This window comes from Amycolatopsis rubida, assembly GCF_900115345.1.
In the GTDB taxonomy this organism is placed as follows: Bacteria; Actinomycetota; Actinomycetes; order Mycobacteriales; family Pseudonocardiaceae; genus Amycolatopsis; species Amycolatopsis rubida.
Map to the genome: position 1 here is coordinate 148,721 of NZ_FOWC01000011.1, position 24,320 is coordinate 173,040.

General features: G+C 67.9%; 28 protein-coding genes. 16 read left to right on the forward strand and 12 right to left on the reverse strand.

The genetic code is table 11. From position 1 onward, the window contains the following. Positions 1-10 precede the first annotated feature (10 nt). Positions 11-601, forward strand: a complete 591-nt coding sequence (locus BM362_RS33375) for a TetR/AcrR family transcriptional regulator (protein ID WP_093575890.1) — start codon at positions 11-13, stop codon at positions 599-601. Here BM362_RS33375 and upp read toward each other — a convergent pair. Together upp and BM362_RS49480 are read right to left on the reverse strand one after the other, a co-directional pair. After that, the gene (gene upp, locus BM362_RS33380; protein WP_067589665.1) at positions 594-1,217 is read right to left on the reverse strand and encodes a uracil phosphoribosyltransferase; all 624 of its coding nucleotides are present in this window, start codon (positions 1,215-1,217) and stop codon (positions 594-596) included. The genes BM362_RS33375 and upp overlap by 8 nt on opposite strands. Before the next feature lie 517 nt (positions 1,218-1,734). After that, positions 1,735-2,178 carry a protein-tyrosine phosphatase family protein gene (locus tag BM362_RS49480; RefSeq protein ID WP_067589662.1) on the reverse strand — a complete coding sequence of 148 codons (444 nt, stop codon included), beginning with the start codon at positions 2,176-2,178 and terminating at the stop codon, positions 1,735-1,737. Between the two features lie 104 nt (positions 2,179-2,282). On the opposite strand from BM362_RS49480, the gene BM362_RS33390 reads away from it, so the two are divergent. From BM362_RS33390 to BM362_RS33435, 10 genes are all read left to right on the forward strand, one after another. Further along, complete coding sequence (locus BM362_RS33390; protein ID WP_093575891.1) at positions 2,283-2,915, forward strand: DUF1707 SHOCT-like domain-containing protein; 633 nt, start codon at positions 2,283-2,285, stop codon at positions 2,913-2,915. Positions 2,916-3,051: 136 nt separating this feature from the next. Continuing rightward, on the forward strand, positions 3,052-4,026 hold the full coding sequence (deoC, locus tag BM362_RS33395; RefSeq protein ID WP_067589656.1) for a deoxyribose-phosphate aldolase: 975 nt from the start codon (positions 3,052-3,054) through the stop codon (positions 4,024-4,026). A gap of 1 nt (position 4,027) precedes the next feature. Continuing rightward, positions 4,028-5,461 (forward strand): aldehyde dehydrogenase family protein, encoded by a 1,434-nt coding sequence (locus BM362_RS33400; protein ID WP_067589653.1) that lies wholly within the window; start codon positions 4,028-4,030, stop codon positions 5,459-5,461. Continuing rightward, entirely contained in the window at positions 5,454-6,320 is an 867-nt protein-coding gene (locus BM362_RS33405; protein WP_093575892.1) for an aldehyde dehydrogenase family protein, read from the forward strand. The genes BM362_RS33400 and BM362_RS33405 overlap by 8 nt, the downstream gene beginning before the upstream one ends. Before the next feature lie 367 nt (positions 6,321-6,687). Further along, complete coding sequence (locus tag BM362_RS33410) at positions 6,688-7,119, forward strand: hypothetical protein (RefSeq protein WP_067589647.1); 432 nt, start codon at positions 6,688-6,690, stop codon at positions 7,117-7,119. Then, entirely contained in the window at positions 7,116-7,742 is a 627-nt protein-coding gene (locus tag BM362_RS33415; protein WP_067589644.1) for a DUF3558 domain-containing protein, read from the forward strand. The genes BM362_RS33410 and BM362_RS33415 overlap by 4 nt, the downstream gene beginning before the upstream one ends. After that, positions 7,739-9,076 (forward strand): hypothetical protein, encoded by a 1,338-nt coding sequence (locus tag BM362_RS33420; RefSeq protein WP_143132575.1) that lies wholly within the window; start codon positions 7,739-7,741, stop codon positions 9,074-9,076. Before BM362_RS33415 ends, BM362_RS33420 begins: the two co-directional genes overlap by 4 nt. A 12-nt stretch (positions 9,077-9,088) precedes the next feature. Beyond that, positions 9,089-9,841, forward strand: coding sequence for an ESX secretion-associated protein EspG (locus BM362_RS33425; protein WP_067589638.1), 753 nt, complete (start codon positions 9,089-9,091; stop codon positions 9,839-9,841). Positions 9,842-9,979: 138 nt separating this feature from the next. Further along, positions 9,980-10,219, forward strand: a complete 240-nt coding sequence (locus BM362_RS33430; RefSeq protein WP_067589635.1) for a hypothetical protein — start codon at positions 9,980-9,982, stop codon at positions 10,217-10,219. Positions 10,220-10,359: 140 nt separating this feature from the next. Beyond that, positions 10,360-11,208, forward strand: coding sequence for a helix-turn-helix domain-containing protein (locus BM362_RS33435; RefSeq protein ID WP_067589632.1), 849 nt, complete (start codon positions 10,360-10,362; stop codon positions 11,206-11,208). A gap of 11 nt (positions 11,209-11,219) precedes the next feature. On the opposite strand, the gene BM362_RS33440 is transcribed toward BM362_RS33435, so the two are convergent. Both BM362_RS33440 and BM362_RS33445 read right to left on the reverse strand, forming a co-directional pair. Then, positions 11,220-11,756: a DUF4232 domain-containing protein gene (locus tag BM362_RS33440; protein WP_067589629.1), complete on the reverse strand. Its 537-nt coding sequence runs from the start codon at positions 11,754-11,756 to the stop codon at positions 11,220-11,222. Positions 11,757-11,897: 141 nt separating this feature from the next. Next, on the reverse strand, positions 11,898-12,530 hold the full coding sequence (locus BM362_RS33445; protein WP_067589628.1) for a TetR/AcrR family transcriptional regulator: 633 nt from the start codon (positions 12,528-12,530) through the stop codon (positions 11,898-11,900). Between the two features lie 205 nt (positions 12,531-12,735). Here BM362_RS33445 and BM362_RS33450 point away from each other — a divergent pair, with 205 nt between their 5' ends. The 3 genes from BM362_RS33450 to BM362_RS33460 are packed head-to-tail and all read left to right on the forward strand — an operon-like array spanning position 12,736 to position 15,413. Next, entirely contained in the window at positions 12,736-13,962 is a 1,227-nt protein-coding gene (locus BM362_RS33450; protein ID WP_093575894.1) for a cytochrome P450, read from the forward strand. A gap of 10 nt (positions 13,963-13,972) precedes the next feature. Continuing rightward, complete coding sequence (locus BM362_RS33455; RefSeq protein WP_093575895.1) at positions 13,973-15,178, forward strand: cytochrome P450; 1,206 nt, start codon at positions 13,973-13,975, stop codon at positions 15,176-15,178. Positions 15,179-15,218: 40 nt separating this feature from the next. After that, on the forward strand, positions 15,219-15,413 hold the full coding sequence (locus BM362_RS33460; protein WP_037356317.1) for a ferredoxin: 195 nt from the start codon (positions 15,219-15,221) through the stop codon (positions 15,411-15,413). Positions 15,414-15,420: 7 nt separating this feature from the next. On the opposite strand, the gene BM362_RS33465 is transcribed toward BM362_RS33460, so the two are convergent. Next, positions 15,421-16,182, reverse strand: coding sequence for a class I SAM-dependent methyltransferase (locus BM362_RS33465; RefSeq protein WP_198545542.1), 762 nt, complete (start codon positions 16,180-16,182; stop codon positions 15,421-15,423). A gap of 93 nt (positions 16,183-16,275) precedes the next feature. Between BM362_RS33465 and BM362_RS33470 the strand changes: the two genes are divergently transcribed. Beyond that, a complete protein-coding gene (locus tag BM362_RS33470) occupies positions 16,276-16,866 on the forward strand; it encodes a TetR/AcrR family transcriptional regulator (protein WP_067589622.1) in 591 nt (196 codons plus the stop codon). 4 nt (positions 16,867-16,870) lie between these two features. Here BM362_RS33470 and BM362_RS49485 read toward each other — a convergent pair whose 3' ends face one another. The 6 genes from BM362_RS49485 to BM362_RS33500 form a co-directional block, all read right to left on the reverse strand. Next, positions 16,871-17,032 carry a hypothetical protein gene (locus BM362_RS49485; RefSeq protein ID WP_244287366.1) on the reverse strand — a complete coding sequence of 54 codons (162 nt, stop codon included), beginning with the start codon at positions 17,030-17,032 and terminating at the stop codon, positions 16,871-16,873. Between the two features lie 561 nt (positions 17,033-17,593). Next, entirely contained in the window at positions 17,594-18,676 is a 1,083-nt protein-coding gene (locus BM362_RS33480) for an ABC transporter ATP-binding protein (protein ID WP_067589619.1), read from the reverse strand. Between the two features lie 12 nt (positions 18,677-18,688). Next, positions 18,689-19,477 carry a carbohydrate ABC transporter permease gene (locus BM362_RS33485; protein ID WP_037716491.1) on the reverse strand — a complete coding sequence of 263 codons (789 nt, stop codon included), beginning with the start codon at positions 19,475-19,477 and terminating at the stop codon, positions 18,689-18,691. An 89-nt stretch (positions 19,478-19,566) separates the two neighbouring features. Further along, complete coding sequence (locus tag BM362_RS33490) at positions 19,567-20,499, reverse strand: carbohydrate ABC transporter permease (RefSeq protein ID WP_067589616.1); 933 nt, start codon at positions 20,497-20,499, stop codon at positions 19,567-19,569. Further along, on the reverse strand, positions 20,496-21,842 hold the full coding sequence (locus BM362_RS33495; RefSeq protein WP_067589613.1) for an ABC transporter substrate-binding protein: 1,347 nt from the start codon (positions 21,840-21,842) through the stop codon (positions 20,496-20,498). The genes BM362_RS33490 and BM362_RS33495 overlap by 4 nt, the downstream gene beginning before the upstream one ends. Further along, complete coding sequence (locus tag BM362_RS33500) at positions 21,829-22,836, reverse strand: zinc-dependent alcohol dehydrogenase family protein (protein WP_067589610.1); 1,008 nt, start codon at positions 22,834-22,836, stop codon at positions 21,829-21,831. The genes BM362_RS33495 and BM362_RS33500 overlap by 14 nt, the downstream gene beginning before the upstream one ends. A 185-nt stretch (positions 22,837-23,021) precedes the next feature. On the opposite strand from BM362_RS33500, the gene BM362_RS33505 reads away from it, so the two are divergent. Then, the gene (locus BM362_RS33505) at positions 23,022-23,951 is read left to right on the forward strand and encodes a sugar-binding transcriptional regulator (RefSeq protein WP_067589607.1); all 930 of its coding nucleotides are present in this window, start codon (positions 23,022-23,024) and stop codon (positions 23,949-23,951) included. Positions 23,952-23,983: 32 nt separating this feature from the next. Here BM362_RS33505 and BM362_RS33510 read toward each other — a convergent pair whose 3' ends face one another. After that, a complete protein-coding gene (locus BM362_RS33510) occupies positions 23,984-24,301 on the reverse strand; it encodes a winged helix-turn-helix transcriptional regulator (protein WP_067589604.1) in 318 nt (105 codons plus the stop codon). Positions 24,302-24,320 lie beyond the last annotated feature (19 nt).

The window sequence follows — 24,320 nt, forward strand, 5'->3', positions numbered from 1 at the left end:
CGCTGGGTACATGCCTCGTCCCCGTACGCACGACGAAACCCTCCGGCTGAAGCTCCTGGACCGGGCAGGCGAACTGATCTCCGCGGACGGCCCCAAAGCCCTGTCGCTGCGCAAACTGGCCGCCGACTCCGGTACCTCGACCACCGCGGTGTACTCGCTGTTCGGCAGCAAACCGAACCTGGTGAACGCACTGTACGTGGAAGGCTTCCGCCGCTTCGGCACCCGCCTGGCGAGGGTCCCCCGGTCCGGCGACGCAGTAGCCGACCTCGTGCGGCTAGGCATCGCGTACCGCGAAAGCGCCCTCGCCGACCCGCACCTGTACGCGATCATGTTCAGCCGCTCCGTGCCGGGTTTCGAACCCAACGCCGAGGCCGACGAGGTCGCCCAAGCCACCCTCGCCCCGTTGATGGGGGTAGTCCGCGCCGCCGTGTCGTCCGGCCGCTTTCAGGACGTCGCGCCCGAGCTGATCACCGTCAGCCTGTGGGGTTTCGTGCACGGCCTGGTGTCGCTGGAACTGTCCGGCCGCCTGCCCGACGGCTTCAGCGTTTCCGACGCGTACGAGAAAGCCTTGCACGCCAACGCTTCCGGCTGGCTTACCTAGCGCCGTACTGTCGATCCCCCGCGTCGCCGAGGCCCGGCACGATGAAGCCGGAGTCGTTGAGCCGCTCGTCAATGCTCGACGTGACCACCCGGACCGGCAGCCCGGTCTGCTCCAGATGCGCCAGCCCCTCCGGCGCGGCGAGCGCACAGATGGCGGTGACGTCAGTAGCGCCACGGCCGGTCAGCAGGCGGATCGTGTACTCCATCGAGCCACCGGTCGCGAGCATCGGATCCAGCACCAGCACCGGCCGGTCCGCGAGCGACTCGGGCAGCGACTCCAGGTACGGGGTCGGCTTGAGCGTCTCCTCGTCGCGAGCGAGCCCCACGAACCCCATCTGCGCGTCCGGGATCAGCTTGTGCGCCTGGTCAGCCATGCCAAGTCCGGCCCGCAACACAGGCACCAGCAACGGCGGACTGGCGAGCCGATACGCGTCAGTGCGCGCGACCGGAGTATGGATGCGCTCGGTACGCACCGGCGCGTCCCGCGTGGCTTCGTAAACGAGCATGACAGTCAACTCATGCAGCGCGGCCCGGAACGCAGCACTGTCCGTCCGAGCGTCCCGCATGGTCGAGAGACGAGCCTTGGCCAGCGGGTGATCGACTACATGCACATCCATGCCGCACAACTTAGCTGCCCGTTTCGGGGACGCCACCCGTTCCCCGCGCGTTCGTGGGCCCGCTTACTTCGTGAGGGCCACCCTCATTGACTCTGATTCCCGCAAAGTTCCCCTCACGACCCGCCGCCGGTCCGCGAGACGCCCCTTCGCGAACGCGGGTTCCCTCAAGGAGCCCTTCGCAGCCCCGCCCGCAAACCGCCCCCGGCGCACCCACCATCGAGACACCCGGCCCCTCCCCGCAGCCGACGCACCCACGACCGAGACACCCAGCCCCTCCCCCGCAGCCGATGCACCCACGACCGAGACACCCGACCCCTCCCCGCAGCCGACGCACCCGACCATCGAGGCACCCAGCCCCTCCCCCGCACCCCGATCCGAAGCCCCCCTGCGGGCGGCGGGTGCTTGTCAAGGCATCTTTCCCGCCTTGACAAGCACCCGCCGCCCGTCAGCACACTCAACCTTCGGGGTGCCCCACACCAGCAACCGGGCCAATGTCGCCCCCAGGCGACGAGCCCCCCTACCGAGACTCAGCAAACCACCGAACCCACCGCCGCTGCCAAGGCGTCTCCACCGCCCGAGCGTGGTGGTTCTCCCGAACCCAAGCCACAGCTTCCTCAGCCCCCATCCCACCCATCGTCACCAAACAAGCCAGCACAGTCCCAGTCCGCCCGACCCCGCCGAGACAAGCCACCTCCACGGCCTCCCCCGCGACAGCCCGAGCGTGCAACTCCAGAATCTCCCGCCGGGCCCCCTCCCGATCACGCGGCAGCAGGAAGTCCGGCCACAACACCCACCGACGCTCCCAGCGCAACGAAGCGTCGTACTTGGCCCGCATCCGCCGCGACCCCAGATACAACCCGAACTCCGGCTCCGGCCCCGCCGGCTTCGGCTTCCCCAGCCCGCGCGCCCGCAACCGGGCCCCATCCGGAAGCACGAGAGTCCCCATCAACGCAGAATCCATCTCGCCATCGTCCCCTATCCACCGTTCGATGGACCCGAGGCAAACCCGACAGGGCTAGGCTGCCCCAGGTGAGTGAAGACCCAGCCACGCCGGGCCCGGACCAGATGCGCGTGTCGGACGCCGATCGGGAGCAGGTCGCGCAGGTGCTGCACCAGGCGCTGTCCGAAGGCCGCATCACGATCGACGAATTGGAAGAGCGGCTCTCCAGCGTCTACTCCGCGAAAACGTTCGCGGACCTCAAACCGGTGACCGCCGACCTGCCCGGCAGCGCGGCGGTCGCCACCACCGCGTCGGCTTCGCTGCAGCCCGCCCCTTCGCGCGTGCTCGGGCTGCCGGACAACCGCGTCGGCGGGCATCCCGGTTCCGCCGCGTCGATCGGCGTGATGTCCGGGGCCGTACGCAAGGGCAGCTGGGTCCTGCCGCAGCAGCACACGACTTTCGCGTTCTGGGGCGGTGCCGAAATCGACCTGCGCAGCGCCCGGTTCGCCGAAAAATCCTGCACGATCACCGCGGTCGCGATCATGGGCGGGATCGAGATCACCGTCCCCGACGACATCAACGTGAACGTCACCGGCATCGGTTTCATGGGCGCGTTCATGCTGGAGGACAAGTCCGGCGCGCCGCCGGCACCGCCGACCGCCCCGACCGTGACGATCAACGGCCTCGGCTTCTGGGGCGGCGTCGTCGTGTACCGCAAGCCGGCCAAGGATCTGAACGCACCGCAGATCGAGTCCTGAACCCGACTGCACACACCACCGACAAAAACCGCCGCCCGCACCGCGGCGCTGTGGACAACCGCGAGCCTGTGACCAGCTGTCCACAGATTCCGGTGAGCGCTCCGGCACCTGCTGTCGCGCACCTACACTCAGCGGTATGACAGCTACCACCAGCCCGTCATCGGTGCCGGAAACCCCGTCGCCGCTGACGGACGTCACTCGCGACGAAGCGAGCCTGCGGCGGTTCCTGCACGGGCTGCCCGGTGTCGACCAGGTCGGCGTCGAGCAGCGCGCGGCAGGGCTCGCGACCCGGAGCATCAAAAAGGAAGCCAAGCGGTGGGCGATCGACACCGCGGTGTCGATGGTCGACCTGACCACGCTCGAAGGAGCCGACACACGCGGCAAGGTCCGCGGCCTCGCCGCCAAGGCGATGCGGCCGGACCCCGAGCGGCAGGACTGCCCGCGCGTCGCGGCCGTGTGCGTGTACCCGGACCTGGTGGGGACAGCCGTCGAAGCGCTCGCGGGCAGCGGGGTGCGGGTGGCGAGCGTCGCCACCGGCTTCCCGGCGGGCCGCACGAGCCGCGAGGTGAAGCTGGCCGACACCCGGCTCGCGGTCGAGGCGGGCGCGGACGAGGTCGACATGGTGATCGACCGCGGCGCCTTCCTCGAAGGCCGCTACCTGGAAGTGTTCGACGAGATCCGCGCCGTGAAAGCGGCCTGCGGCTCGGCGCACCTCAAGGTGATCCTCGAAACGGGCGAGCTGGCGACGTACGACAACGTCCGCCGCGCGTCCTGGCTCGCGCTGCTGGCGGGCGGGGACTTCATCAAGACGTCCACCGGCAAGGTGTCGCCCGCCGCGACGCTGCCGGTCACGCACGTGATGCTGCAGGCGGTGCACGACTGGCACGAGCGCACCGGCGAACTGCGCGGCGTCAAGCCCGCGGGCGGGATCCGGACGACCAAGGACGCGATCAAGTACCTCGTCGCCGTGCACGAGGTCGCGGGCGAGCAGTGGCTCACGCCGGAACTGTTCCGGTTCGGCGCGTCGAGCCTGCTCAACGACCTGCTGCTGCAGCGGCGCACCCAGGTGGACGGCCACTACAGCGGCCCTGACTACGTGACGGTGGACTGACATGGGCATCTTCGAATACGCGCCCGCGCCGGAATCGCGCGCACTGGCCAATCTGAAAGAGCAGTACAAGCCGTTCGTCAACGGCGAGTTCGTCGACGGTTCCGGCGAGCCGCTCAAGACGGTCAACCCGGCCACCGAGGAGATCCTCGCCGAGGTCGGCACCGCGTCGGTGTCCGATGTGGACACCGCGGTGAAGGCCGCACGCAAGGCGTACACGTCGGTCTGGTCGAAAATGCCGGGAGCCGAGCGGGCGAAGTACCTGTTCCGCATCGCGCGACTGATCCAGGAACGCTCGCGCGAACTGGCGGTGCTGGAGACGCTGGACAACGGGAAACCGATCAAGGAGTCGCGCGACTCCGACGTGCCCACCGCGGCCGCGCATTTCTTCTACCACGCGGGCTGGGCGGACAAGCTCGGCTACGCCGGCTACGGCCCGGATCCGAAGCCGCTCGGCGTCGCGGGCCAGGTGATCCCGTGGAACTTCCCGCTGCTGATGCTGGCGTGGAAGATCGCGCCGGCGCTGGCCACCGGCAACACCGTTGTGCTGAAGCCCGCCGAGACCACGCCGCTGACCGCGCTGGTGTTCGCCGAGATCTGCCAGCAGGCCGAGCTGCCGCCGGGCGTGGTGAACATCCTGCCCGGAGCCGGTGACATCGGAGCGTCCATTGTGGAGCATCCGGACGTCGACAAGATCGCGTTCACCGGCTCCACCGAGGTCGGCAAGCTGATCCAGCGCACCGTCGCGGGCACCCGCAAAAAGCTGACCCTGGAACTCGGCGGCAAGGCGGCGAACGTCGTGTTCGACGACGCCCCGCTGGACCAGGCGGTGGAGGGGATCGTCAACGGGATCTTCTTCAACCAGGGCCACGTCTGCTGCGCGGGCTCGCGGCTGCTGGTGCAGGAATCGGTGGCCGAGGAAGTGCTGGAGAAGCTCCGGTACCGGGTGTCGACGCTGCGCCTGGGCGACCCGCTGGACAAGAACACCGACCTCGGCGCGATCAACTCGGCCGAGCAACTGGCGAAGATCCGCGGCCTGGTCGAATCCGGCGACGCGGAAGGCGCACAACGCTGGACCAGCCCCTGCCCGGTGCCCGACCGCGGTTTCTTCTTCGCACCGACGGTGTTCTCCGAGGTTCACCAGTCGATGCGGATCGCCCGCGAGGAGATCTTCGGACCGGTGCTGTCGGTCCTCACCTTCCGTACCCCGGAAGAGGCTGTGGCGAAGGCGAACAACACGCCGTACGGGTTGTCCGCGGGCATCTGGACCGAGAAGGGTTCGCGCATTCTGTGGATGGCGAACCAGCTCCGGGCAGGCGTCGTCTGGGCCAACACGTTCAACCGCTTCGACCCCGCCGCCCCGTTCGGCGGCTACCAGGAGTCCGGTTTCGGCCGCGAAGGCGGACGCACCGGTTTGGAGGCCTACCTCAATGTCTGACCGGATTTCCGTCGCCAAAACCTACAAGCTTTACCTGGGCGGCAAATTCCCGCGCTCGGAATCGGGCCGGGTCTACCCGGTCACCGATTCCCAGGGCGCTTTCCTGGCCAACGCGGCCCACGCGTCCCGCAAAGACCTGCGCGACGCGGTGTCCGCCGCGCGCAAGGCGTTCCCCGGCTGGTCGTCGGCAACTGCATACAACCGAGGCCAGGTGCTCTACCGCGTCGCCGAGGTAATGGAGGGCCGCCGCGCCCAGTTCGCCGCCGAGGTAGCCGCCTGCGAGGGCGTCCCCGCGAAAAAGGCCGAGTCCCTTGTGGACGCCGCCATCGACCGCTGGGTCTGGTACGCGGGCTGGACCGACAAGATCGCCTCGGTCCTTGGCGCCGCCAACCCGGTCGCCGGCCCGTACTTCTCCTTCACCACGCCCGAGCCCACCGGCGTCGTGGGCGTCCTGGCCCCGCAAGAGTCCTCCCTGCTGGGCCTGGTGACAGTACTGGCCCCCGTCCTGGCCACCGGCTCGACGGCGGTCCTGGTCTCCAGCGCGGACCGCCCCCTGCCCGCCATCACCCTGTCCGAGGTCCTGGCCACCTCCGACGTCCCCGGCGGCGTCGCCAACATCCTCACCGGCCACGCCGCGGAACTGGGCCCATGGCTTGCCTCCCACGGAGACGTCAACGCCCTCGACCCGACCGGCGCCACCCCCGGAGACCGTGTCACCCTGGCCCGGGAAGCCGCCGGGACAGTGAAACGAGTCCTGTCCGTCCCCGACGCTGAACCGGACTGGACAGCAGAACCCGACCTGTCCCGCCTTCGGCGGTACCTGGAAGCGAAAACGGTCTGGCACCCCATGGGCGTCTGACATTCGAGTTAGCCAAGGCCCGTCCTCCGGTCCATCACCCGGAGGACTGGCCTTGTCTATTTTCTGAGACAAGACGCGCGGTGAACGGGTTCACGTCCTTAAGGTGGGCGACTAGCCCGAAAGGACCACCGTGAACTACTCTGTGCCCAGCAAGCCGCGTACTCCATTTACCAGGATAATATTATCGCAGTTTTTCGCTTATCAAACGGCCGGATTCGCGCAATTTCTCGCCACCTCTAGCGATTTCCCGCAAATACACTCCACTCCCACGACTTACCGTGTTCTGTCGGCTACGGTGAATATCGCCGTGAGGCACCGAACCGACCGTTGTGCGAAGTGTCCGCCGTGTCGTGGGGAGGGCGAGGACATGGACCAGCCTGCCGCTGACGCAGGTACGAACTGGTTGCCGGACTTCACCATCACCGGCACCGGAGCAGCACCGCCCGGCCCGGGCTTCACCATGAGCCGCGACGACGCCCGCAGCATGCTCAGCCTGGCCAAGCGGGCCCGTCAACAGTTCCGGGACATGCAAACGACTGCGACGACCTTGCTGCGGATCGTCGCCCCCGCGGATGACATCGCGAGCACCGCCTACCAGTCGCAATTGATCGGCGACGGATCCTCGAACGGCGCGTTCGGCGCAGGTGTTGCGAACGTTCACCGCCTGTACGCCTACGCCGACGAACTTGTGCAGAAACTGGAAAAGGCACTAGATCTCACTGAGGATTCCGAAGCAGCCGCAGCTAATGCCGTGAAAAACGCTGCCTCCGGCGACAAGGCGACGGGACTCGCAGGATGACCCGCCGCCTTCCCGCCGTGCTTGTCGCTGCCGGTCTTGCCTCGCTCGCCGCGGCTTGTTCCGGCGGACAGACGCCAGCACCGACCAGCGTGCCCGAGACCGGGCCGTCGGCCCCCGCGGCGTTGCCGCACAGCGGCGCACCCAAGGTCGAGCATCCATTGCCCTCGTCAGTCCTGTCCGGAGACCCCTGCCGGACCGCGCTGACCAAAACGCAGGTGGGGCGCATCATCACCACCATGCCGGCAGGCAAAGCACGCACCCTCTCCGGGCTGGGCCCCACCTGCGATTGGAGCAATATCGATTCCGGTGCCGCCGTTCGCGTAGGTTATGTCACCGACGACCATCAGGGACTCAGCGCCGTCTACCAGAACAGCCGGCCGAAAGTTAAGGTCTGGAGGCCGCTCCCGCCGATTCAAGGGTTTCCGGCGGTCGCCTTCTCCGATTTCGACGGCATCGGACTCAACAGCGCGTGTCAGGTCAGCTTCGGAACTTCCGACGACCTGTCCGTCGATGTGTCGATCACCCTCGGGGAAAGCAAGGCCGGAAAGGCCGATCCTTGCGCGGTCGCCGCGCAAGCCGCCGACATCGTCGTCACCAACCTGCGCCAACGGGCGGGCGCGTGATGGGCTTCTTCGAGATCATCGAGGGTGCCGGTCACTGGATCGGCGATCGCATCGACGACCTCGGCAAGTTCGCCTCGTCCCTCTGGCAGGACGGCCCTGGCCGAGAAGCGCTCCCCGCGCCCGAGCTGATCCAGAAAGTCCTGACCGGCGGGGGAACGAATAGCTGGCACGTGGGGGCCGGTCAGGCTCAGACACTCTCCAGCCAGCACAACGAGGCCGGCGACCTGCTCTCCCGGGTGAACTCCGGCCTGGAGTCCGCGTGGACCGGCGCGGGCTCGGAGGCCGCGAAGGCCCGCGTCAGGAATTTGGCGGAGACGGCGGCCTCGTCCGCGGCGATTTATGGTGTCAACGGCTCCAATTTGACCGATATCGCGCACGGGTTCGACGCCATGAAGTCGTCACTGCAGCAGCTGCCGCCAGTCCCTCCGCACCGGAACTTCTTCGACCGGATCTCCCCGTGGGAGACCGACACCGAGAAGGAAATCAGCGAATACAACGCAGTGGCTCAGCAGAACGTCGACCGCTACCAGGCCTACGCTCAGCACGCCAGGACGAACAGCCAGAACTTGCAATCCGACTACGGCGGCATCGACGGATTCGGCGACCAGCACCCCTCGCCCGGTCCTGGCCAGGGCCCGCCCAACAAGGACCGCAGCGCTCGGCTTCCGACGGCGATTTCCCACCGCCCTCCCAGCAGCCCAGAGGAACCGCACGCGCGGGACGGCGCGCCGGCACCGGCGGACAGACCGGCAGGACCGGCCATGCCCGGCTTGGCGCACGGGCCAGGCGGCGTATCCACGCCGGGCGCGGCACCGCACCCAAGAACCAGCGACCAGACGACGACCACCGGATGGACGCCGAACCCAGCGACGACCCGGGATTGGCTCCACCCCATCGGCGCGCCTCGCGCGGACGGATCCGAGAGCAGCAGCACGTGGTCACCGGGACCGGCCGGCGGGCTTCCCGCCCAAAGCGGACGGGGAGACCCGAGCAATGTCGGACGAAACAGCCGAGGGGAAACCGGTCGCACAGGCGGGAATAGCGAAGCCCGCGCGGGCAGCTCGTCAAGACCGGGCGCGGGAAAAGGCGCCGGCGAAGAAGGCCGCCCCGCAACAACCCCAGCACGCACCACCACCGGTGCCCCCGGCTCCCGAGGCGCCCCAGGCGTAAGCGGACCGACCCCCCACCGCGGCAAGGCCGAAGATTCCAAGGACCACCACCGCAAGTACGGCCTGGAAACCGACTCCGCCTTCTCCCTCACCGACGACGACGGCGAACGCGCCGTAGATCCCCGTACCGGCCTGCCTCCGACACCACCGACCATCGGCGGCTAAGGGGACCGCGCGATGCCGATCCTCGAGCGACCGATTCGGATGCCCCGGTTGGCGTTTCTCGCCGTGTGGGGGCACGAGAAACTCGGCGACCCGCCCGTCGTGGTCGAGCACGCGCCGATGTTCATGACCGACGAGTTCGCGGACGAACTCCGGGTCCAGTCGTTCGGGCTGCTGGCCCGGTTCGGGCTCGCGGCGAGCGGTGCGCCCAGTCCGCGGCTGCGCGACACGCTCGGACTCCTCGCCGAGGCACGGCGCGAGGTGTACTCCTGGAGCGATTTCGGTGCCCGTCGCGGGGACAACGGCGCGATTCTCGTCGCGGCGGCCGGGCGGGAGGCCGTGCGGCTCGTGACCGACAGCCGGTCCGTGCAGCTCGAACCTGTTTCCCCGCGCGACATCGGCGGCAGGCTGGTCGATCTGCTGCCTGGCTGCGATCCGGCGAAGCTCCGGCCGCTCAAGGTGCCCAGGGACTACTACGACAGCGCCGCCGCCGATCCGCTCGCCGAATCGTCGGCCAGCGCGGACGAATTGCGGCATCTGATGCGGGCCCGGCGAGACGCGGTGCATCTGATGCACGCCGCTGTCCGCGGGCAGGACGGCAGCCGGACGCACAGCACCCCGCTGTCCGCGATCGACCTCGCCGGACGCGGGCGCGTGCTCAGTTTCCTCAGCCCGGACGGCGCAGGCGGGCTGCAGATCAACGTTTACTCAGGCACCCGCACCCACCTCGTCGACGCGCTCACGCTGACGCTCGCCGAACTTGCCTGAACGAGGATCAGCGGGCCGCAACATTTCGCACCACACCTCTATCCTTTCGCGAAATTCTCTGCCAACATGTGCCATTGGGGAAATTTCGACGACCCCGTGTCCGGTACAGGCGCCGCCAGCACGTCAGGAGGACTCCGCATGACCCCGTATCCCGCCCCGTCCGAAGAAGCACTTGCCCTTGAGTTCCTCGGCACCACCAGCGCGGGCGGCAACTGCCCCAACGCTTATCGCACCAACCGCGGCACGTACGTCGTCCAGGGATACCGGGTCACCGACGAGCAGGCGCTGCGGCAACTGCACGAACGCGGCATGCCGGACACCGAGACGGCCGTCGAAATCCCCGTCGGCCTGCTCAAGTTCTTCCCGCAGGAAGCCTGAGCACGACGGCAGGCGCAGGCGCGGCAAGGGCAGCCCGGCGATTCAGACGCACTAGTCGCCCAGGATTTCTCGAAACTCGACCCCAGGTGTGGGAAGATGCCATCGGGTTCGAGGAATTCCGCATGCGATAGCGAGGGCGAGTGCCTACCAGTTTCGAGAAACGCCGGGCAGAGCTTGGCGACCGCCTGCGCCGGCTCCGGGTCGACGCGGGCTACGAGACCGGAAAGGATTTCGCCACGGCCATCGGGTGGAACGCACCCAAGGTCAGCAAGATCGAAAACGGCAGGCAGACCGTCGGCGACGACGACCTCGACGCCTGGGTCGCCGCCGTCGGCGGGCCGCCGGAGCTGGCCGCGCAACTGCGGGAGCAACTGGTCGAGGTCCGCGACGCGCACGCCAGCTGGAAGGACAAGGTCCGCGACGGACACCGGGCTAGACAAGAGGAATCCATTGCCCGAGAGGCCAGAGCGCTACGAATTCGGGCGGTAGACCTCCGAATTATCTCCGGATTACTGCAAACTCCGGAGTACGCGCGGCATACCCTGCTCGCCCACGCCCGGATCCACGGCGGCGGACAGGACCTCACCGAGGCGGTCCGGGCGCGGATGCAGCGCCAGCAGATCCTCTACGAACCCGGCCGGACCATCGAACTGCTCACCTCCGAGGCCGCGCTGCGCTATCCGAACGCGCCGCGGGAGGTGATGATCGGACAGGTGCACAAGCTGCTCGCGCTGCTCGGCACCCCCAACATCCGCTTCGGCATCATCCCCGCGGACGTCGTCGTGCCCTACCCGGTCACCTCGGACTTCTGGGTCGTCGACGACGTCGCGATGGTCGAAACCCCCGAAGGCGAGCACATCGCGAGCGACGTCGACCCGTACCACGAGGTCGCGGATCTACTGTGGACAGTCGCGGCCGAGGGCGACGCCGCCAGGGCGGTGCTGCTGCGGGTGCTCGATTCGCTCACCCGCGCAGCCCCGCCCGGCTGACCAGGAATTCCCTACGCGGCAGGTGCTTCGCCCGCCGTCAGTGCGCCGACGTCGATGGTGTGGCTGTCGGCTCCGGCGTCCACCGCGCCGAAGGTCCAGTCCACCGTCACGTTCGGGTCGATCGGGTCCCCGTGCGGGTTGGAGCCGGCCGGCGCGGTCATGGTCACCGCGTTCGGCGTCTGCTGCTCGTCGTCGGACCCGATCGCGGTCCAGTGCAGCGGCACGTAGGCCGACGAACCGTTCGCGATCAGCACCGGCGGCGCATCGGCCGGCGCTTCGTTGTTGACCAGGACGTTGTGCGCGCCGACCAGGTTGACCTCGGCCCGGCCGGACAAGACGCACCGCTCGCCCTCGTTCGCGGTGAACTGCATCGCGGCGTTGCGCTGGCCCGCGCCGGCCCCGCCGTAGACGAGCTTGGTGCTGAACTGGTTCGCCGTGCACGGAAGCGCCGACGAGTCCGTGGTCGTGGCACCGGCCGTCCCGGCGAAAACCGCGGCAGCGCCTCCGGCGACTGCGACAGCAACGGCAATTCGGCGGATGTTCTTCATGATTCGTCCCCTCTCGCGTTTTCCGGCACCTCCGCACCGGCTTTCACGAGATAAGACGTCCCCGCCCGGAAGACGATGGCCCGTTGTGAGATCACCCCCGCAGGAGCAACCCCGGACGGCCCGTCGCGTCCGAAGTAACGGTCAGAGCAAGTCTTCTTTGCTGATCGGCCGCCCCGGCAGCGTCGTGGCGGGACCGGCGCGCAGGCCGTCGATCATGATGGCGATGTTGCGGGCCGTCGCCATCTCCGGCGATTTCAACCGGTGCGCGGGCAGCTGGCGGATCAGCCGGGCGAACAGCACCGCGACATCGCCCGCGCCCACGTCCTTGCGCAGCGTTCCCTCGGCCTGCGCCCGGCCGACCAGCCCTTCGACCTCGAGCAGCACCGCTTCGCGCAGGTGAGCCACTTCGGGGTCGTCCTTGAGAATTTCGTGCGCACGCTGCGACAGCATGGACAGTTGCATCGACAACTGCAGTTCCGCGCCGTGGTACAGCAGCTGCACCAACGCTTCCCACGCGGTCGGTGCTTCTACCGCCAACCGCCGGGCGTGGTCCAGCACGCCCGCGAAGTTGTCCACCGCCACCGCGCGGATGAGCGCGTCGCGGTCCGGAAAGCGCCGGTAGAGGGTGCCTACGCCGACGCCTGCCGCGCGCGCGATCTCCTCCATCGGGACCTCGGGACCATGGCTGGCGAAGATGACGCGAGCCGCGGCGATGATCTGGTCGCGGTTGCGTTGCGCGTCCGCCCGCAGCGGCGTCTCGGGGTCTGCACTCATACCCGGCCTTCCCTCTTCCCGGTTGGCGCGCATTCTCGCACGCCGGGCCAGCTGCGCAAACGTGGCGGCGAACGGGACTGGACAGCAATTGTCACCCCGTTGCTAGTGGACGACGATCCTCCACTTCGGTACCTTGGGCAGTGAACCGGAATGTAATCCTCCACATTCATTCCGTAACGGGGCAAACCCACCACAGGGGGTTCAGATGACCGAAGTCGCCCAGCCCAGCCGCACCCAGCCTGAGCAGGCCGCATTCCCGATGAAGCGCACCTGCCCGTTCGCGCCGCCGCCGGGCTACGACCGGTTCCGCGACGCTCGCGCGCACTACGTCGAACTTGAGCACACCGGCCAGCGCGCCTGGGTGCTCAACCGGCACGAGGACCTGCGGGCGATGCTGAACGACCCGCGATTCAGTTCGGACCGCTTCAACCCCGGCTTCCCGGTCCTGTTCAAGGACGGCCAGCAGCGCCGTCCGAGGCTGCGCCCGTCGCTGATCGCGATGGACGCGCCGGAACACGGCCCGGCCCGGCGCAGCGTCGTCGGCGAGTTCACCGTCAAGCGGATGAAGGCGTTGCAGCCGCGCATCCAGGAGATCGTGGACCAGCACATCGACGCGATGCTGGCCGGGGACAAGCCCGCCGACCTGGTGTCCGCGCTTTCGCTTCCGGTGCCGTCGCTGGTGATCTGCGAGCAGCTCGGCGTCCCGTACGCCGACCACGACTTCTTCCAGCAGCACAGCTCGCGGCTCCTCAACCGGGAAACCGGCTTCGAGGAACGCGGCAAGTCGGTCGAAGCTATGCAGAACTACCTGTCCGACCTGGTTTCAACGAAGGAAACCGCCCCGGCGGACGATCTGCTCAGCAGGCAGATCGCGAAGAAGCGCGAGGAGGGCGACTACGACCACGACGACCTCGTGTCGCTGGCCTTCCTGCTGCTCATCGCCGGGCACGAGACCACCGCGAACATGATTTCGCTCGGCACCGTCGCACTGCTGGAGAACCCGGCCGCGCTCGCCGCCATCAAGCAGGATCCGGGCAAAACCCTCGACGCCGTCGAGGAATTGCTGCGCTACTTCACCATCGCGGAATTCGCCACCACCCGCGTCGCCGTCGAAGACGTGGACATCGCGGGCGTCACCATCAAGGCGGGCGAAGGCGTGCTCGGCCTGAGCTACGCGGCCAACTTCGACCCCGACGTCTTCCCCGAGCCCGAGCAGCTCGACATCACCCGCGGCGGCCGCCACCACGTCGCGTTCGGCTTCGGCGCGCACCAGTGCCTCGGCCAGAACCTCGCGCGGATGGAACTGCAGATCGTGTTCGACACGCTGTTCCGCCGTATTCCGACGCTGCGTCTCGCCGCGCCGGTCGACCAGTTGCCGTTCAAACACGACTCCGGCGTCTTCGGGCTGTACTGCCTCCCGGTGACCTGGTGAAGGGGAAACGATGACTGCCACTGAAGAACTCCGCATGCCGGTCGCCCGCACCTGCCCGTTCGCGCAGCCGGAGCAGTACGTCCGGATGCGCGAGGAGAGCGCGCTCACCCGCGTGCAGATCCCCGGCGGCAAACAGGCCTGGGTGGCCGCGCGGCACGAGGAAGCCCGGCAGATCCTCGGCGACCGCCGGTTCTCCTCCGACCGGTTCCTGCCCAATTTCCCGTTCCTGGCCGAGGGCGGGGCCGCGATCCTCACCAACACCAGGCAGAAAGCCATGATCGGGATGGACGCGCCCGAGCACGGCGAGGCCCGCCGGGAGGTGCTCGGCGAGTTCACCGTGAAGCGGGTCGAGGCGATGCGGCCGCGGATCCAGGAGATCGTCGACGGCCTGATCGACGAACTGCTCGCCGGGCCGAAACCGGCGGACCTGGTGGAAAAGCTGTCGCTGCCGGTGCCGTCGCTGGTGATCTGCGAGCTGCTCGGCGTCCCGTACGCCGACCACGACTACTTCCAAGAGCGCACCATGGCGCTCATCCGGCGCAGCACCAGCATCGAGGACCGCAAGAAGGCGTCCGAAGAACTGCGCGAGTACCTCAGCGGCCTGGTCGCGGCGAAGGAGAAGGACCCGGCCGACGACCTGCTCGGCAGGCAGATCGTCAAGCGCCGCGAGGAAGGCAAGTACGACCACGACGCGATGATCGGGCTGGCGTTCCTGCTGCTGGTCGCCGGGCACGAGACCACCGCGAACATGATCTCGCTCGGCACCATCGGGCTGCTGGAGAACCCTGGGCAGCGCGCGACGATCGAGGCCGATCCGGGCAAGACGCTGCTCGCGGTCGAGGAACTGTTGCGCTACTTCACGATTGTCGAAGGCGCGACCGCGCGGGTCGCGACCGAGGACGTGGAGATCGGCGGCGTCACGATCAAGGCGGGCGAGGGCGTGCTCGTGCTGGGCTACGCCGCGAACTGGGACCCGGACGTGTTCGAGAGCCCGGAAAAGCTCGATCTCGAACGCGGTGCGCGCCACCACGTCGCGTTCGGGTTCGGGCCGCACCAGTGCCTCGGCCAGAACCTGGCGCGGATGGAACTGCAGATCGTGTTCGACACGCTGTTCCGCCGCGTCCCGACGCTCACGTGCACGCTCCCGGCCGACGAGCTGCCGGTGAAGAAGGACGCCACGATCTTCGGCCTGTACCAGTTGCCAGTGACCTGGTAGAGATCAGAGTGCTCCCACCACAAGCCAGGAAGAGGCCATCATGAAGATCATCGCGGACACCGGCAAGTGCGTCGGCGCCGGCCAGTGCGTGCTCACCGAGCCCGCGCTGTTCGACCAGAGCGAGGACGACGGCACGGTCATCGTCCTCAACGACACTCCGGACGGCGAGCTGGTCGAGAAGGCGCGCGAGGCCGTGAACATCTGCCCGAGCCAAGCGCTTTCGCTGGAGGAGTGACAACGCCTCAAGAAGACAAGCGAACGGCGGTCACCGCGGCGGTCGAGTACTTCGTCGTCAGGTGGCCGCCGCGCGCGTCGATCGCGGCACCGACCTCGGCCAGCACCTGATCGCGCTGCTCCGGCGTCGCCACGGTGACGCCGCCCTGGGTGGCGAGCAGGTCCAGCCACTCGTCGCGGCTGTACTCCTGGGTCCAGTCGTAGCGCCAGTTCTCCGCTTCGGCGAACGCGCCCGTCCCGGCCAAGCCCGCCGCGGCTTTGTCGAGCATCGGCTGGTAGGCATCGGCGCTGGGGCTTTTCAGGTAGTTGCCGCTGAACGGCGAGTCCGGCATCGCCCGGCGCAGCGCGTCCGCCAGCGCGTGCGAAATTTCTTCCGGCGGCATGAACACGTGCCAGAACGCGACGAACCGGCCGCCAGGGCGGAGCACCTGCGCGGCCTTCGCGGCTCCCGCGGCCGGGTCGACCCAGTGCCACGCCTGCCCGGACACGAGGGCGTCGAACGTCCGCCCGGCCGGGTCCCAATCCTCGAATTTCGCGACCTCGACCGGGAAATCGCGCCGGGCGAACTCCGCCATCCGCGCGTCCGGCTCGACGCCGAGCACGGCGGCGCCGCGGGTGCGGAATTGCCGCCCTTCGATGCCGGTGCCGCAGCCGACGTTGAGAAGTTCGTTGCCCGGGCTGGCCTCCAGGACAGCGGTCACCAGTTCGTCCGGGTAACGCGGGCGGGCCCGGTCGTAGCGCTCGGGATCGACGCCGAACGACTCCGCCATGGTCCGGTGCTGATGCGGTTCGGGACGGGGTAAAGTGGGCATGTGCCCACTATAGTGGGCAAGTGCCCACTATGGCTAGGAAGGACCGTCGAGTTGCCCACCGGGATCCATCTCCGCGACGTCCGCGCTCAGCTTTTCGACGCCGCGGAACGGGTTTTGCTGCGCGAAGGCCCGAGCGGACTCACCAGCCGCGCCGTCACCGCCGAGGCGGATTGCGCGAAAGGCGTGCTGCACCGGCATTTCGAGGATTTCGACGCGTTCCTCGCCGCATTGGTGCTCGACCGGATCCATCGCCTAGAAGCACACGCGGAAGGCTTGCGCGCGGGGACCGGCGACCTGGTCGAAACGGTGGCCGAGATGCTCACCGAGGTCTTCTCGCCGGTCGCGGTGTCGATCGTCGCCCTGATCACCTTCCGCGACGAACTGCGGCACCGGCTTCGCGCGGCGCGGCCGGGTCCGGGGATCCCGCTGGCGACGGACGCGGCACACGTGCTGGCGGGTTACCTTGCCGCGGAACAAAAACTTGGCCGGATCGCGCCGGATGCGGACGTGCAGACGCTGGCTCCGACGCTGATCGGGGCGGGACATCTGCTGTTCGCTGATCGTACGGGGGCAGCGCCTAGCGGGGAAGCGGTGCGGCAGATGGTGGGAGCGGTGCTCGTGAGTGCGCCCACGACGCCGTAGCGCGTCAGCGTGCGCTGCTCATCGCGGTGCCGGAGGTACAGCGATGAGCAGCCCCGGCGAACGCCAAACCACCAGCGATGAACCACGGCCCCCACAAGTAGAGGTACCAGCCGGCCAGGTCGGACAGCGCTGGATCGACGGCCACCACTCCGGTTTTGACCAGCACGCCCTGCACGACGAACAGCCCGCCGTGCCAGGCCAGCAGAATCGCCGCAGAACACCATCGTGCGGCTGAGCCACCGGCCGCGTCAGACTGACGCCGATCACCGCACTGAAAACCTTCAGCAGCCCGGTAATCACCATGACGGCCACAAACCACGGCACCCGGTCTTGCGTGAGCTTCACCAGCGACGGCGAAAACGTCGATCGCGCGCCGAAGATGCTGCCGGTCACCCAGACGAAGTCGATCGCGCGCCGAAAGTGTTGCCGGTCACCCAGACGAAGTCGATCACGCGCCGAAAGTGTTGCCGGTCACCCAGACGAAGTCGATCACGCGCCGAAGATGCTGCCAGTCACCCAGACGAAGCTGGGGATCGCGAACACCACTCCCCAGACGGCGGCGGCGTAACCCGGCCATTTGCGCAACTCGGCTTGCTTCGGCGACATGCGTCAAGCGTCGCCGGGAGCGCGGCGGAAGGGATCCGGCGCGCGGGGGAAGCGGGTCCCCGTGGGAGGTAGTCGTGAGTGTTCATCCCGGTTCTCGCCGGGATGAACACTCACGACGCACTCAGCCCAGCCGCAGCGTCGTCTCAGGATGGAACGCGTGCGTCTCGCCCTCGCCGCGCAACGCCACCCGGACGTTGTCGCCGATCCGCGGCGGCGTCCGACCGTCGACGCGGACCACGAACCGGTCGTCGCCGACCTTGCCGTGCAGGTACGCGTCCGCACCCAGTTCCTCGACGAGCTCCACCACCAGCTCGAAACCGTCGTCCGCCTCGCCGACCAGGCGCAGCGACTCCGGCCGGATCCCGAAGACGATCTCCGGCAGCCCAGCCGCCGCCGTCCGCACCTCGGCGGGCAGCGGCACCACCAGGTCGCCCAGCTGCACGCCGGCCTCGGACAGCGGCAGCGTCGCCAGGTTCATCGCCGGCGACCCGATGAACCCGGCCACGAACGAATTCTCCGGCTTCTCATACAGCGACCGCGGCGACGCGCATTGCTGCAGCACGCCGTCCTTCAGCACGGCCACCCGATCGCCCATCGTCATGGCCTCGACCTGGTCGTGGGTCACGTAGATGGTCGTCGTGCCGAGCCGTTGCTGGAGTTTCGCGATGTTGGCACGGGTTTCCACGCGCAGTTTCGCGTCCAGATTGGACAGTGGCTCGTCCATCAGGAACACGCTCGGCTCGCGCACGATCGCCCGGCCCATCGCGACCCGCTGCCGCTGCCCGCCGGACAACGCCTTCGGCTTGCGATCGAGGAACCGCGACAGGTCCAGCATCTTGGCGGCCTCGTCGACCCGCTTCTTGATGTCAGCCGCCGAGAACCCGCGCAATTTCAACGCGAAACCCATGTTGTCGGCTACCGTCATGTGCGGGTACAGCGCGTAGGACTGGAACACCATCGCGATGTCGCGGTCCTTCGGCGGCAGGTCGGTGACGTCGCGGTCGCCGATCCGGATCGAACCCTCGTTGACGTCCTCCAGCCCGGCGAGCATCCGCAGCGCGGTCGACTTGCCCGATCCGGACGGGCCGACGAGCACGAGAAATTCGCCGTCCGGCACTTCGAGACTCAGCTGGTCGACCGCGCGGACGCCCGGATTGCCGGGGTAGACCCGCGACGCCTGGTCGTAAATCACTTCAGCGGACATCTGCGTTCTCCCTTACTTCACAGCGCCCATGGACAGCCCGCGCACCAGGTGGTTCTGCGCGATCCAGCCCACGATCATCACCGGCAGCGAAGCCAGCAGCGCGGCGGCGGACAACTGGGCCCAGTACAGGCCCTCGCTGGTGATGAAGCCGACCAGGAAGACCGGCACCGTGCCGGCCCTGGCAGCAGTGAGGTTGACCGCGTAGAAGAACTCCGTCCAGGAGAAGATCACGCAGATCAACGCGGTCGCCGCGATGCCGGGCGCGACCACCGGCATGATGATCTTGCGCAGCAACGTCGGCAGGTTCGCCCCGTCGATCCGCGCCGCCTCGATCATTTCGCCGGGGACTTCCAGGAAGAACGACCGCATCATCCAGATCGCGAGCGGCAGGTTCATCGCGGTGTACAGGATGATCAGCGCCCACACGGTGTCCAGCAGGTTGGTGTTCTGCGAGATCACGTACAGCGGGATGATCGCGGCCACGATCGGCAGCATCTTGGTCGACAGGAAGAAGCCCAGCGCGTTCTTCGTGCCCTTGACCGGAGCCAGCGACAGCGCGTACGCGGCCGGGATCCCCAGCAGCAGCACGAGCAGCGTCGAAATCACCGTGACGAACGCCGAATTTCCCAGGTACGGCAGGAAACCGCTGTTGAGGACGTTCGAGATCTGGTCGAACGTCGGGGTGAAGAACAGCTTCGGCGGATCGGTGTAGGCGTCGTTCTCCTGTTTGAACGCGGTGAGAATCATCCACAGCAACGGGAAAACGAACAGGATCGCGATGATCCAGGTCGCGACGGTCAGCGTGCCCGGACCGTAGCGGCGTTTGGCCCGGCGCCGCGGAGGAGGCGCGGAGGCGGTGGCGGCGGGCGAGGCGGTGGCGGTTGCGGTGCTCACTTGACTCCTCCGTCCACGGAGAACGCGCGGAACATCAGCCGCAGCGCGAACGTCGCGACGATCATCGTCAGGATGACCACCACAACGCCCATCGCGGACGACTGTCCGATATCGAAGCCCTCGAACGCGCGCTGGTAGATGTAGAACGGCAGGTTCGTGCTGGCCGTGCCCGGACCGCCTTGCGTCATCAGGAAAATCGCGTCGAAACTGTTCACGATGTAGATCGCGCCGAGCAGCGTGGCCAGCTGCAGGAACCGCGAAAGGTGCGGCAGCGTGATCGACACGAAGGTCCGCCAGCGGCTCGCGCCGTCCACCGACGCCGCCTCCAGCACCTCCTTCGACTGGCTCTGCAGCCCGGCGAGGATCAGCAGAGTCATGAACGGCGTCCACTGCCAGATGATCTGCGCCATCACCGCGGCCAGCGGGAATTGCGAAAGCCAGTCGGTGTCCGTGCCGAACACGAAGTGCAGCAACCCGTACGTCGGGTCGAACACCGTGGTCTTCCACAGCAGCGCACCGGCCGCCGGGAGGATCAGGAACGGCGTGATCAGCAGCGTCCGGACGAAGCCGCGGCCGGCGAACTTCCGGTCCAGCAGCACCGCGAGCCCGAGCCCGAGCAGCAGCGAAAGGAACACGCAGACCACGGTGAGCACCACGGTGTTCAGCAGCGCGCCGAGGAACGTCGTGTCGGTGAAGACGTCGACGTAGTTGCGGAAACCGACGAAATGCCGCGAGCCCGGACGCACCAGGTTCCACGACTGGAACGAGTAGAACAAGGTGAGCAGGAACGGAATCTGCGTCACCGCGATCACGAAGATCAGCGCGGGCAACAGCGGAAGCCGCCGTTTCCCGGCCGAACCGGTCACCTTCTTCGCAGCTGGCTTGGCGGTCGCCGGCGCGGTTCCGGCGGGGACGGAGAGGGTGCTCATCGCTGCACCTCCTGATACGACTTTCCGACGGTTTCCGCGTATTTCTGCGATTGCGCGAGCGCGTCGGCCACGGAGGTCTGACCGGCGATCGCGGCGGACAGCTGCTGGCTCACCCGGGTGCCGAGGTCCTGGAACTCCGGGATCCCGACGAACTGGATGCCCGGATACGGCACCGGGTTCACCATCGTCTTCTGCTGGTTCGCCGCCGCGATGCCGTCCAGCGTCGGCTGGGCGTAGGCCTTCGCGGCTTCCTTGTACTGCGGGATCTCATACGTCGACTTGCGCGTGCCCGGCGGCACCCGGTTCCAGCCGTAAGTCTGGCCGACCTTCTTCGCGTACTCCTTGTTCGTCATCCACGCCATGAACTTCCAGGCGTCGTCCTTGTTCTTGCCGACCTTCGGAATGCCCAGCGCCCAGGTGTAGAGCCAGCCGCTCGCCTGCGTCTTGTCCACCGGCGCGGCGACGTAGCCGTTCTTTCCGCCGACGTGGCTGGTCTTCGGGTCTTCGGTGGTGCCGGTCATCGAGGTGGCGTCGTACCACATCGCGGCGTTGCCCTGGGCGTACTTCGTGCCGCATTCGGTGAACCCGGCGCTGGAGGCGCCGACCTCGCCGTGGTCGCGCAGCAGGTTCACGTAGAAGTTCGCCGCCTTGGTGAACTCCGGGCTGGTCAGCTTCGCGTTCCAGTCCTTGTCGAACCATTGCGCGCCGAAGGTGTTCGCGACCGTGGTGAACGGCGCGAGGCTCTCGCCCCAGCCCGGCTTGCCGCGCAGGCAGATCCCGGCGATGCCCGCCTGCTTGTTGTCGAGTTTCGCGGCGAAATCGGCGATCTGCTGCCACGTCGGATGCGCGGGCATGTTCAACCCGGCCTGCTGGAACAGGTCCTTGCGATAGACCACAAAGGACGATTCGCCGTAGAACGGCACCGCGTACATCTGGTTTTCATACGACAGCGACTGGCGGATGCTCGGGATGAAGTCGGCCTCGTCGTATCCCGGCGTCGCCTTCATGTGCGGTTCGAGGTTCTCCAGCCACCCGTTGGCCGCCCACTGCGGAGCCTCGTAATTGCTGATCATCACCACGTCGAACTCGCCGCCCTGGGTGGCGGTGGACGCGGTGATCTTCGCCCTGGCCTCGTTTTCCGGCAGGGAAACGAACTTGAGCTTGATCCCGGGGTTGGCCTGCTCGAACTCGCCCTTGAGCGAAATGGCGTCCTTCATCTGCGGATTGGACACGATCGCGACGACCAGTGTCCGCCCGCCGGTGCCGAGCGCCCCGGCTCCGGCGCATCCCGTCACTAACAACGCTGTCGCGGCAAGGAGGCACAGGAGTTTACGCACCGCCACCACCTCCGGGCAGCACCTGGATCTTGAGGCCGGACCCGCTGCGCATCTTCGCCAGCGCCTCGGGGTACTGCTTGAGCGGCAGGGTGTCGGTGATCAGCGCTTCGGTGTCGAGGTAACCGTTCGCGACGAGGTCGAGCGCGTTGCCGTAGCTGTTCAGCACGGCCATCGAACCGACGATGGTGATTTCGTCGTTGTAGATACGGAACGGCGAAAGCGCGACGCGTGCTTCGGCCGGAGCGACGCCGAACACGAGCAACCGGCCACCGCGGTGCAGTGCGTTGAACGCTGCCTCGATCGCGGGTGCCGCGCCGGTGCAGTCCACTGCGGCGTCGAAGCGTTCATCGTCCAGTTCGGACATGTCGGCGGCCACTGCGGCCGCGCCGAGGTCGGTCGCGCGAGGCAGCCGGGCGGCGTTGCGGTCGACCATCGTCACGTGCGCACCCGCGCGGAGCAGGAGCTGCTGCATGATCAGGCCCATCGTGCCCGCGCCGACCACGAGGAAGCGTTCGCCCGCCTCCACGCCGATCCGGCGCACGCCGTGCACCGCGCAGGAAACGGGTTCGACCAGCGCACCCTGTTCCCAGGTCATCGAGTCGGGCATCCGGTAGCAGGTGTCCGCGGGCACCGCGACGTACTCGGCGAACGCGCCGTTGACGGTGTCGCCGGTGGCGTTCCAGTTCGCGCAGAGGTTGCCGTGCCCGGACCGGCACGGGGTGCAGTATCCGCAGTAGATCGACGGGTCGACCGCGACCCGGTCACCGACCTTCCACTCGGCGGGCACGTCCGCGCCGAGTTCGACGATCTCCCCGGAGAACTCGTGCCCGGGAACGATGGGATACGGGGTCGGCGGGAAATGCCCGTCGGCGATGTGCAGGTCCGTGCCGCAGATCCCGCAGGCACCCACCTTCACGACGACCTGGCGCTCCCCGGGCTTCGGATCGGGAACCTCGCCGACCCGGATCTCCCCGGGCCGGTCCACGATCGCGGCGCGCATGCGTCATCACCTTCCAAGATGCTCGTTTGAGCGATTTTGACTTATGCCGTAGGTAACATGCGTAGGCATTAGAGGCTGCTGCCTGCGGATCCGTCAACCGGCAAAGCTCATTTTTGCGCTATCCTGCTCATGTGAGCAGGAAAAAGGGGCCACTACCGCTGACCGAAACGCTGCTGCTGGCGACCATGGCCAGGCGGTTCTACGTGCAGGGCGCCTCGAAGCTGGAGATCGCCGACGAGTTCGGCGTGAGCCGGTTCAAGGTCGCGCGGATGCTGGACGCGGCGCTCGAGTCCGGGCTGGTGCGGATCGAGTTCGACCTGCCCGCGCCGATCGACGTCGAACTGTCCGACGACATCCGCCGGGCCTACCGGCTGGAGCGCGTGCTCGTGCTCGAACGAGCATCCGAAACGGAGCCGAGGGAGATCGTCCGCAAGCAGGTCGGCGCGCTGGCCGCCCGGCTGCTGGAGGAGATCGCGACCCCGGACGACGTCATCGGGCTGTCCTGGGCGCGCTCGGTCAACGCGATGACCGAGGCGATCCGGACCCTGCCGCGCTGCCCGATCGTGCAGCTGTGCGGGGTGCAGGCCGGGATGGACATGCGCGGCCGTTCGGTGGAGACGGTCAGCCGCGTGACGTCGGTGTCCGGCGGCGATTCGTACCCGATTTTCGGCCCGCTCGTCCTGCCCGACCGGCGGACCACCGAGATCCTGCGGCACCAGCCGGGCATCGCGGAAACGTTCGCGCAGTTCGGGAAACTCACCAAGGCCGTGGTGAGTATCGGTTCGTGGGAGACCGGGGAGTCCACCGTGTACGACGCGCTGGACGAGGCCGAACGCGCCGCCATCGCCGCCCGGGGCGCGACCGCCGAGGTCGCCGCGCGGCTGTTCGACGCGGACGGCAATTCGCTCGGCACCGGCCTGGCGCACCACGTGCTGGCGATCAGCCACGAGGAGCTGATGGCGGTCCCCGAGGTGATCGCGATCGGTTACAGCCAGCCGAAAGCCGAGGCGGTGGACGCCGTACTGCGGTCCGGGCTGGTGTCGACGCTGGTCACCGACGCCGCGGCGGCCGTACCGCTGCTGGAGCTGGCGCGAGCCAGGCCACTGCCCTCGTGAGTGCTGGCTCCGGTGAGAACCGGCATTGCCACTCACGCCCCCCGGCTCTGTGCCTGCACCACCCGATCCCCGTACTCCGCCGCCCACCTTCCGAACCCCTCGATCGGTCCGAGGAAACTCACCCCCAGCCCCGTCAGCTGATACGCCCCGCCCACGCGCTCGACCAGCCCGTCGCGTTCCAGCTTGCGCACCGCCTCGGTCAGCACCTTCGCGCTGATCCCGCCGATGCGCGTGCGCAGTTCGCCGTGCCGCAGCGGGCCGTTCTTCAACGCCCACAGCACGACCGGATGCCAGGTGTTCGCCACCAGGTCGAACGCGAGCCGGGTACGGCAGTCGGCGATGAAGTCCATGGTTACCTTTCGGTTCCTG

What these genes read in the sequence shown, in the direction of transcription:
- BM362_RS33375 (WP_093575890.1), top strand. Translation starts at nt 11, where the DNA reads ATGCCTCGTCCCCGTACGCACGACGAAACCCTCCGGCTGAAGCTCCTG.
- upp (WP_067589665.1), bottom strand. Translation starts at nt 1,217, where the DNA reads ATGGATGTGCATGTAGTCGATCACCCGCTGGCCAAGGCTCGTCTCTCG.
- BM362_RS49480 (WP_067589662.1), bottom strand. Translation starts at nt 2,178, where the DNA reads ATGGATTCTGCGTTGATGGGGACTCTCGTGCTTCCGGATGGGGCCCGG.
- BM362_RS33390 (WP_093575891.1), top strand. Translation starts at nt 2,283, where the DNA reads ATGCGCGTGTCGGACGCCGATCGGGAGCAGGTCGCGCAGGTGCTGCAC.
- deoC (WP_067589656.1), top strand. Translation starts at nt 3,052, where the DNA reads ATGACAGCTACCACCAGCCCGTCATCGGTGCCGGAAACCCCGTCGCCG.
- BM362_RS33400 (WP_067589653.1), top strand. Translation starts at nt 4,028, where the DNA reads ATGGGCATCTTCGAATACGCGCCCGCGCCGGAATCGCGCGCACTGGCC.
- BM362_RS33405 (WP_093575892.1), top strand. Translation starts at nt 5,454, where the DNA reads ATGTCTGACCGGATTTCCGTCGCCAAAACCTACAAGCTTTACCTGGGC.
- BM362_RS33410 (WP_067589647.1), top strand. Translation starts at nt 6,688, where the DNA reads ATGGACCAGCCTGCCGCTGACGCAGGTACGAACTGGTTGCCGGACTTC.
- BM362_RS33415 (WP_067589644.1), top strand. Translation starts at nt 7,116, where the DNA reads ATGACCCGCCGCCTTCCCGCCGTGCTTGTCGCTGCCGGTCTTGCCTCG.
- BM362_RS33425 (WP_067589638.1), top strand. Translation starts at nt 9,089, where the DNA reads ATGCCGATCCTCGAGCGACCGATTCGGATGCCCCGGTTGGCGTTTCTC.
- BM362_RS33430 (WP_067589635.1), top strand. Translation starts at nt 9,980, where the DNA reads ATGACCCCGTATCCCGCCCCGTCCGAAGAAGCACTTGCCCTTGAGTTC.
- BM362_RS33440 (WP_067589629.1), bottom strand. Translation starts at nt 11,756, where the DNA reads ATGAAGAACATCCGCCGAATTGCCGTTGCTGTCGCAGTCGCCGGAGGC.
- BM362_RS33445 (WP_067589628.1), bottom strand. Translation starts at nt 12,530, where the DNA reads ATGAGTGCAGACCCCGAGACGCCGCTGCGGGCGGACGCGCAACGCAAC.
- BM362_RS33450 (WP_093575894.1), top strand. Translation starts at nt 12,736, where the DNA reads ATGACCGAAGTCGCCCAGCCCAGCCGCACCCAGCCTGAGCAGGCCGCA.
- BM362_RS33455 (WP_093575895.1), top strand. Translation starts at nt 13,973, where the DNA reads ATGACTGCCACTGAAGAACTCCGCATGCCGGTCGCCCGCACCTGCCCG.
- BM362_RS33460 (WP_037356317.1), top strand. Translation starts at nt 15,219, where the DNA reads ATGAAGATCATCGCGGACACCGGCAAGTGCGTCGGCGCCGGCCAGTGC.
- BM362_RS33465 (WP_198545542.1), bottom strand. Translation starts at nt 16,182, where the DNA reads ATGGCGGAGTCGTTCGGCGTCGATCCCGAGCGCTACGACCGGGCCCGC.
- BM362_RS33480 (WP_067589619.1), bottom strand. Translation starts at nt 18,676, where the DNA reads ATGTCCGCTGAAGTGATTTACGACCAGGCGTCGCGGGTCTACCCCGGC.
- BM362_RS33490 (WP_067589616.1), bottom strand. Translation starts at nt 20,499, where the DNA reads ATGAGCACCCTCTCCGTCCCCGCCGGAACCGCGCCGGCGACCGCCAAG.
- BM362_RS33500 (WP_067589610.1), bottom strand. Translation starts at nt 22,836, where the DNA reads ATGCGCGCCGCGATCGTGGACCGGCCCGGGGAGATCCGGGTCGGCGAG.
- BM362_RS33505 (WP_067589607.1), top strand. Translation starts at nt 23,022, where the DNA reads ATGGCCAGGCGGTTCTACGTGCAGGGCGCCTCGAAGCTGGAGATCGCC.
- BM362_RS33510 (WP_067589604.1), bottom strand. Translation starts at nt 24,301, where the DNA reads ATGGACTTCATCGCCGACTGCCGTACCCGGCTCGCGTTCGACCTGGTG.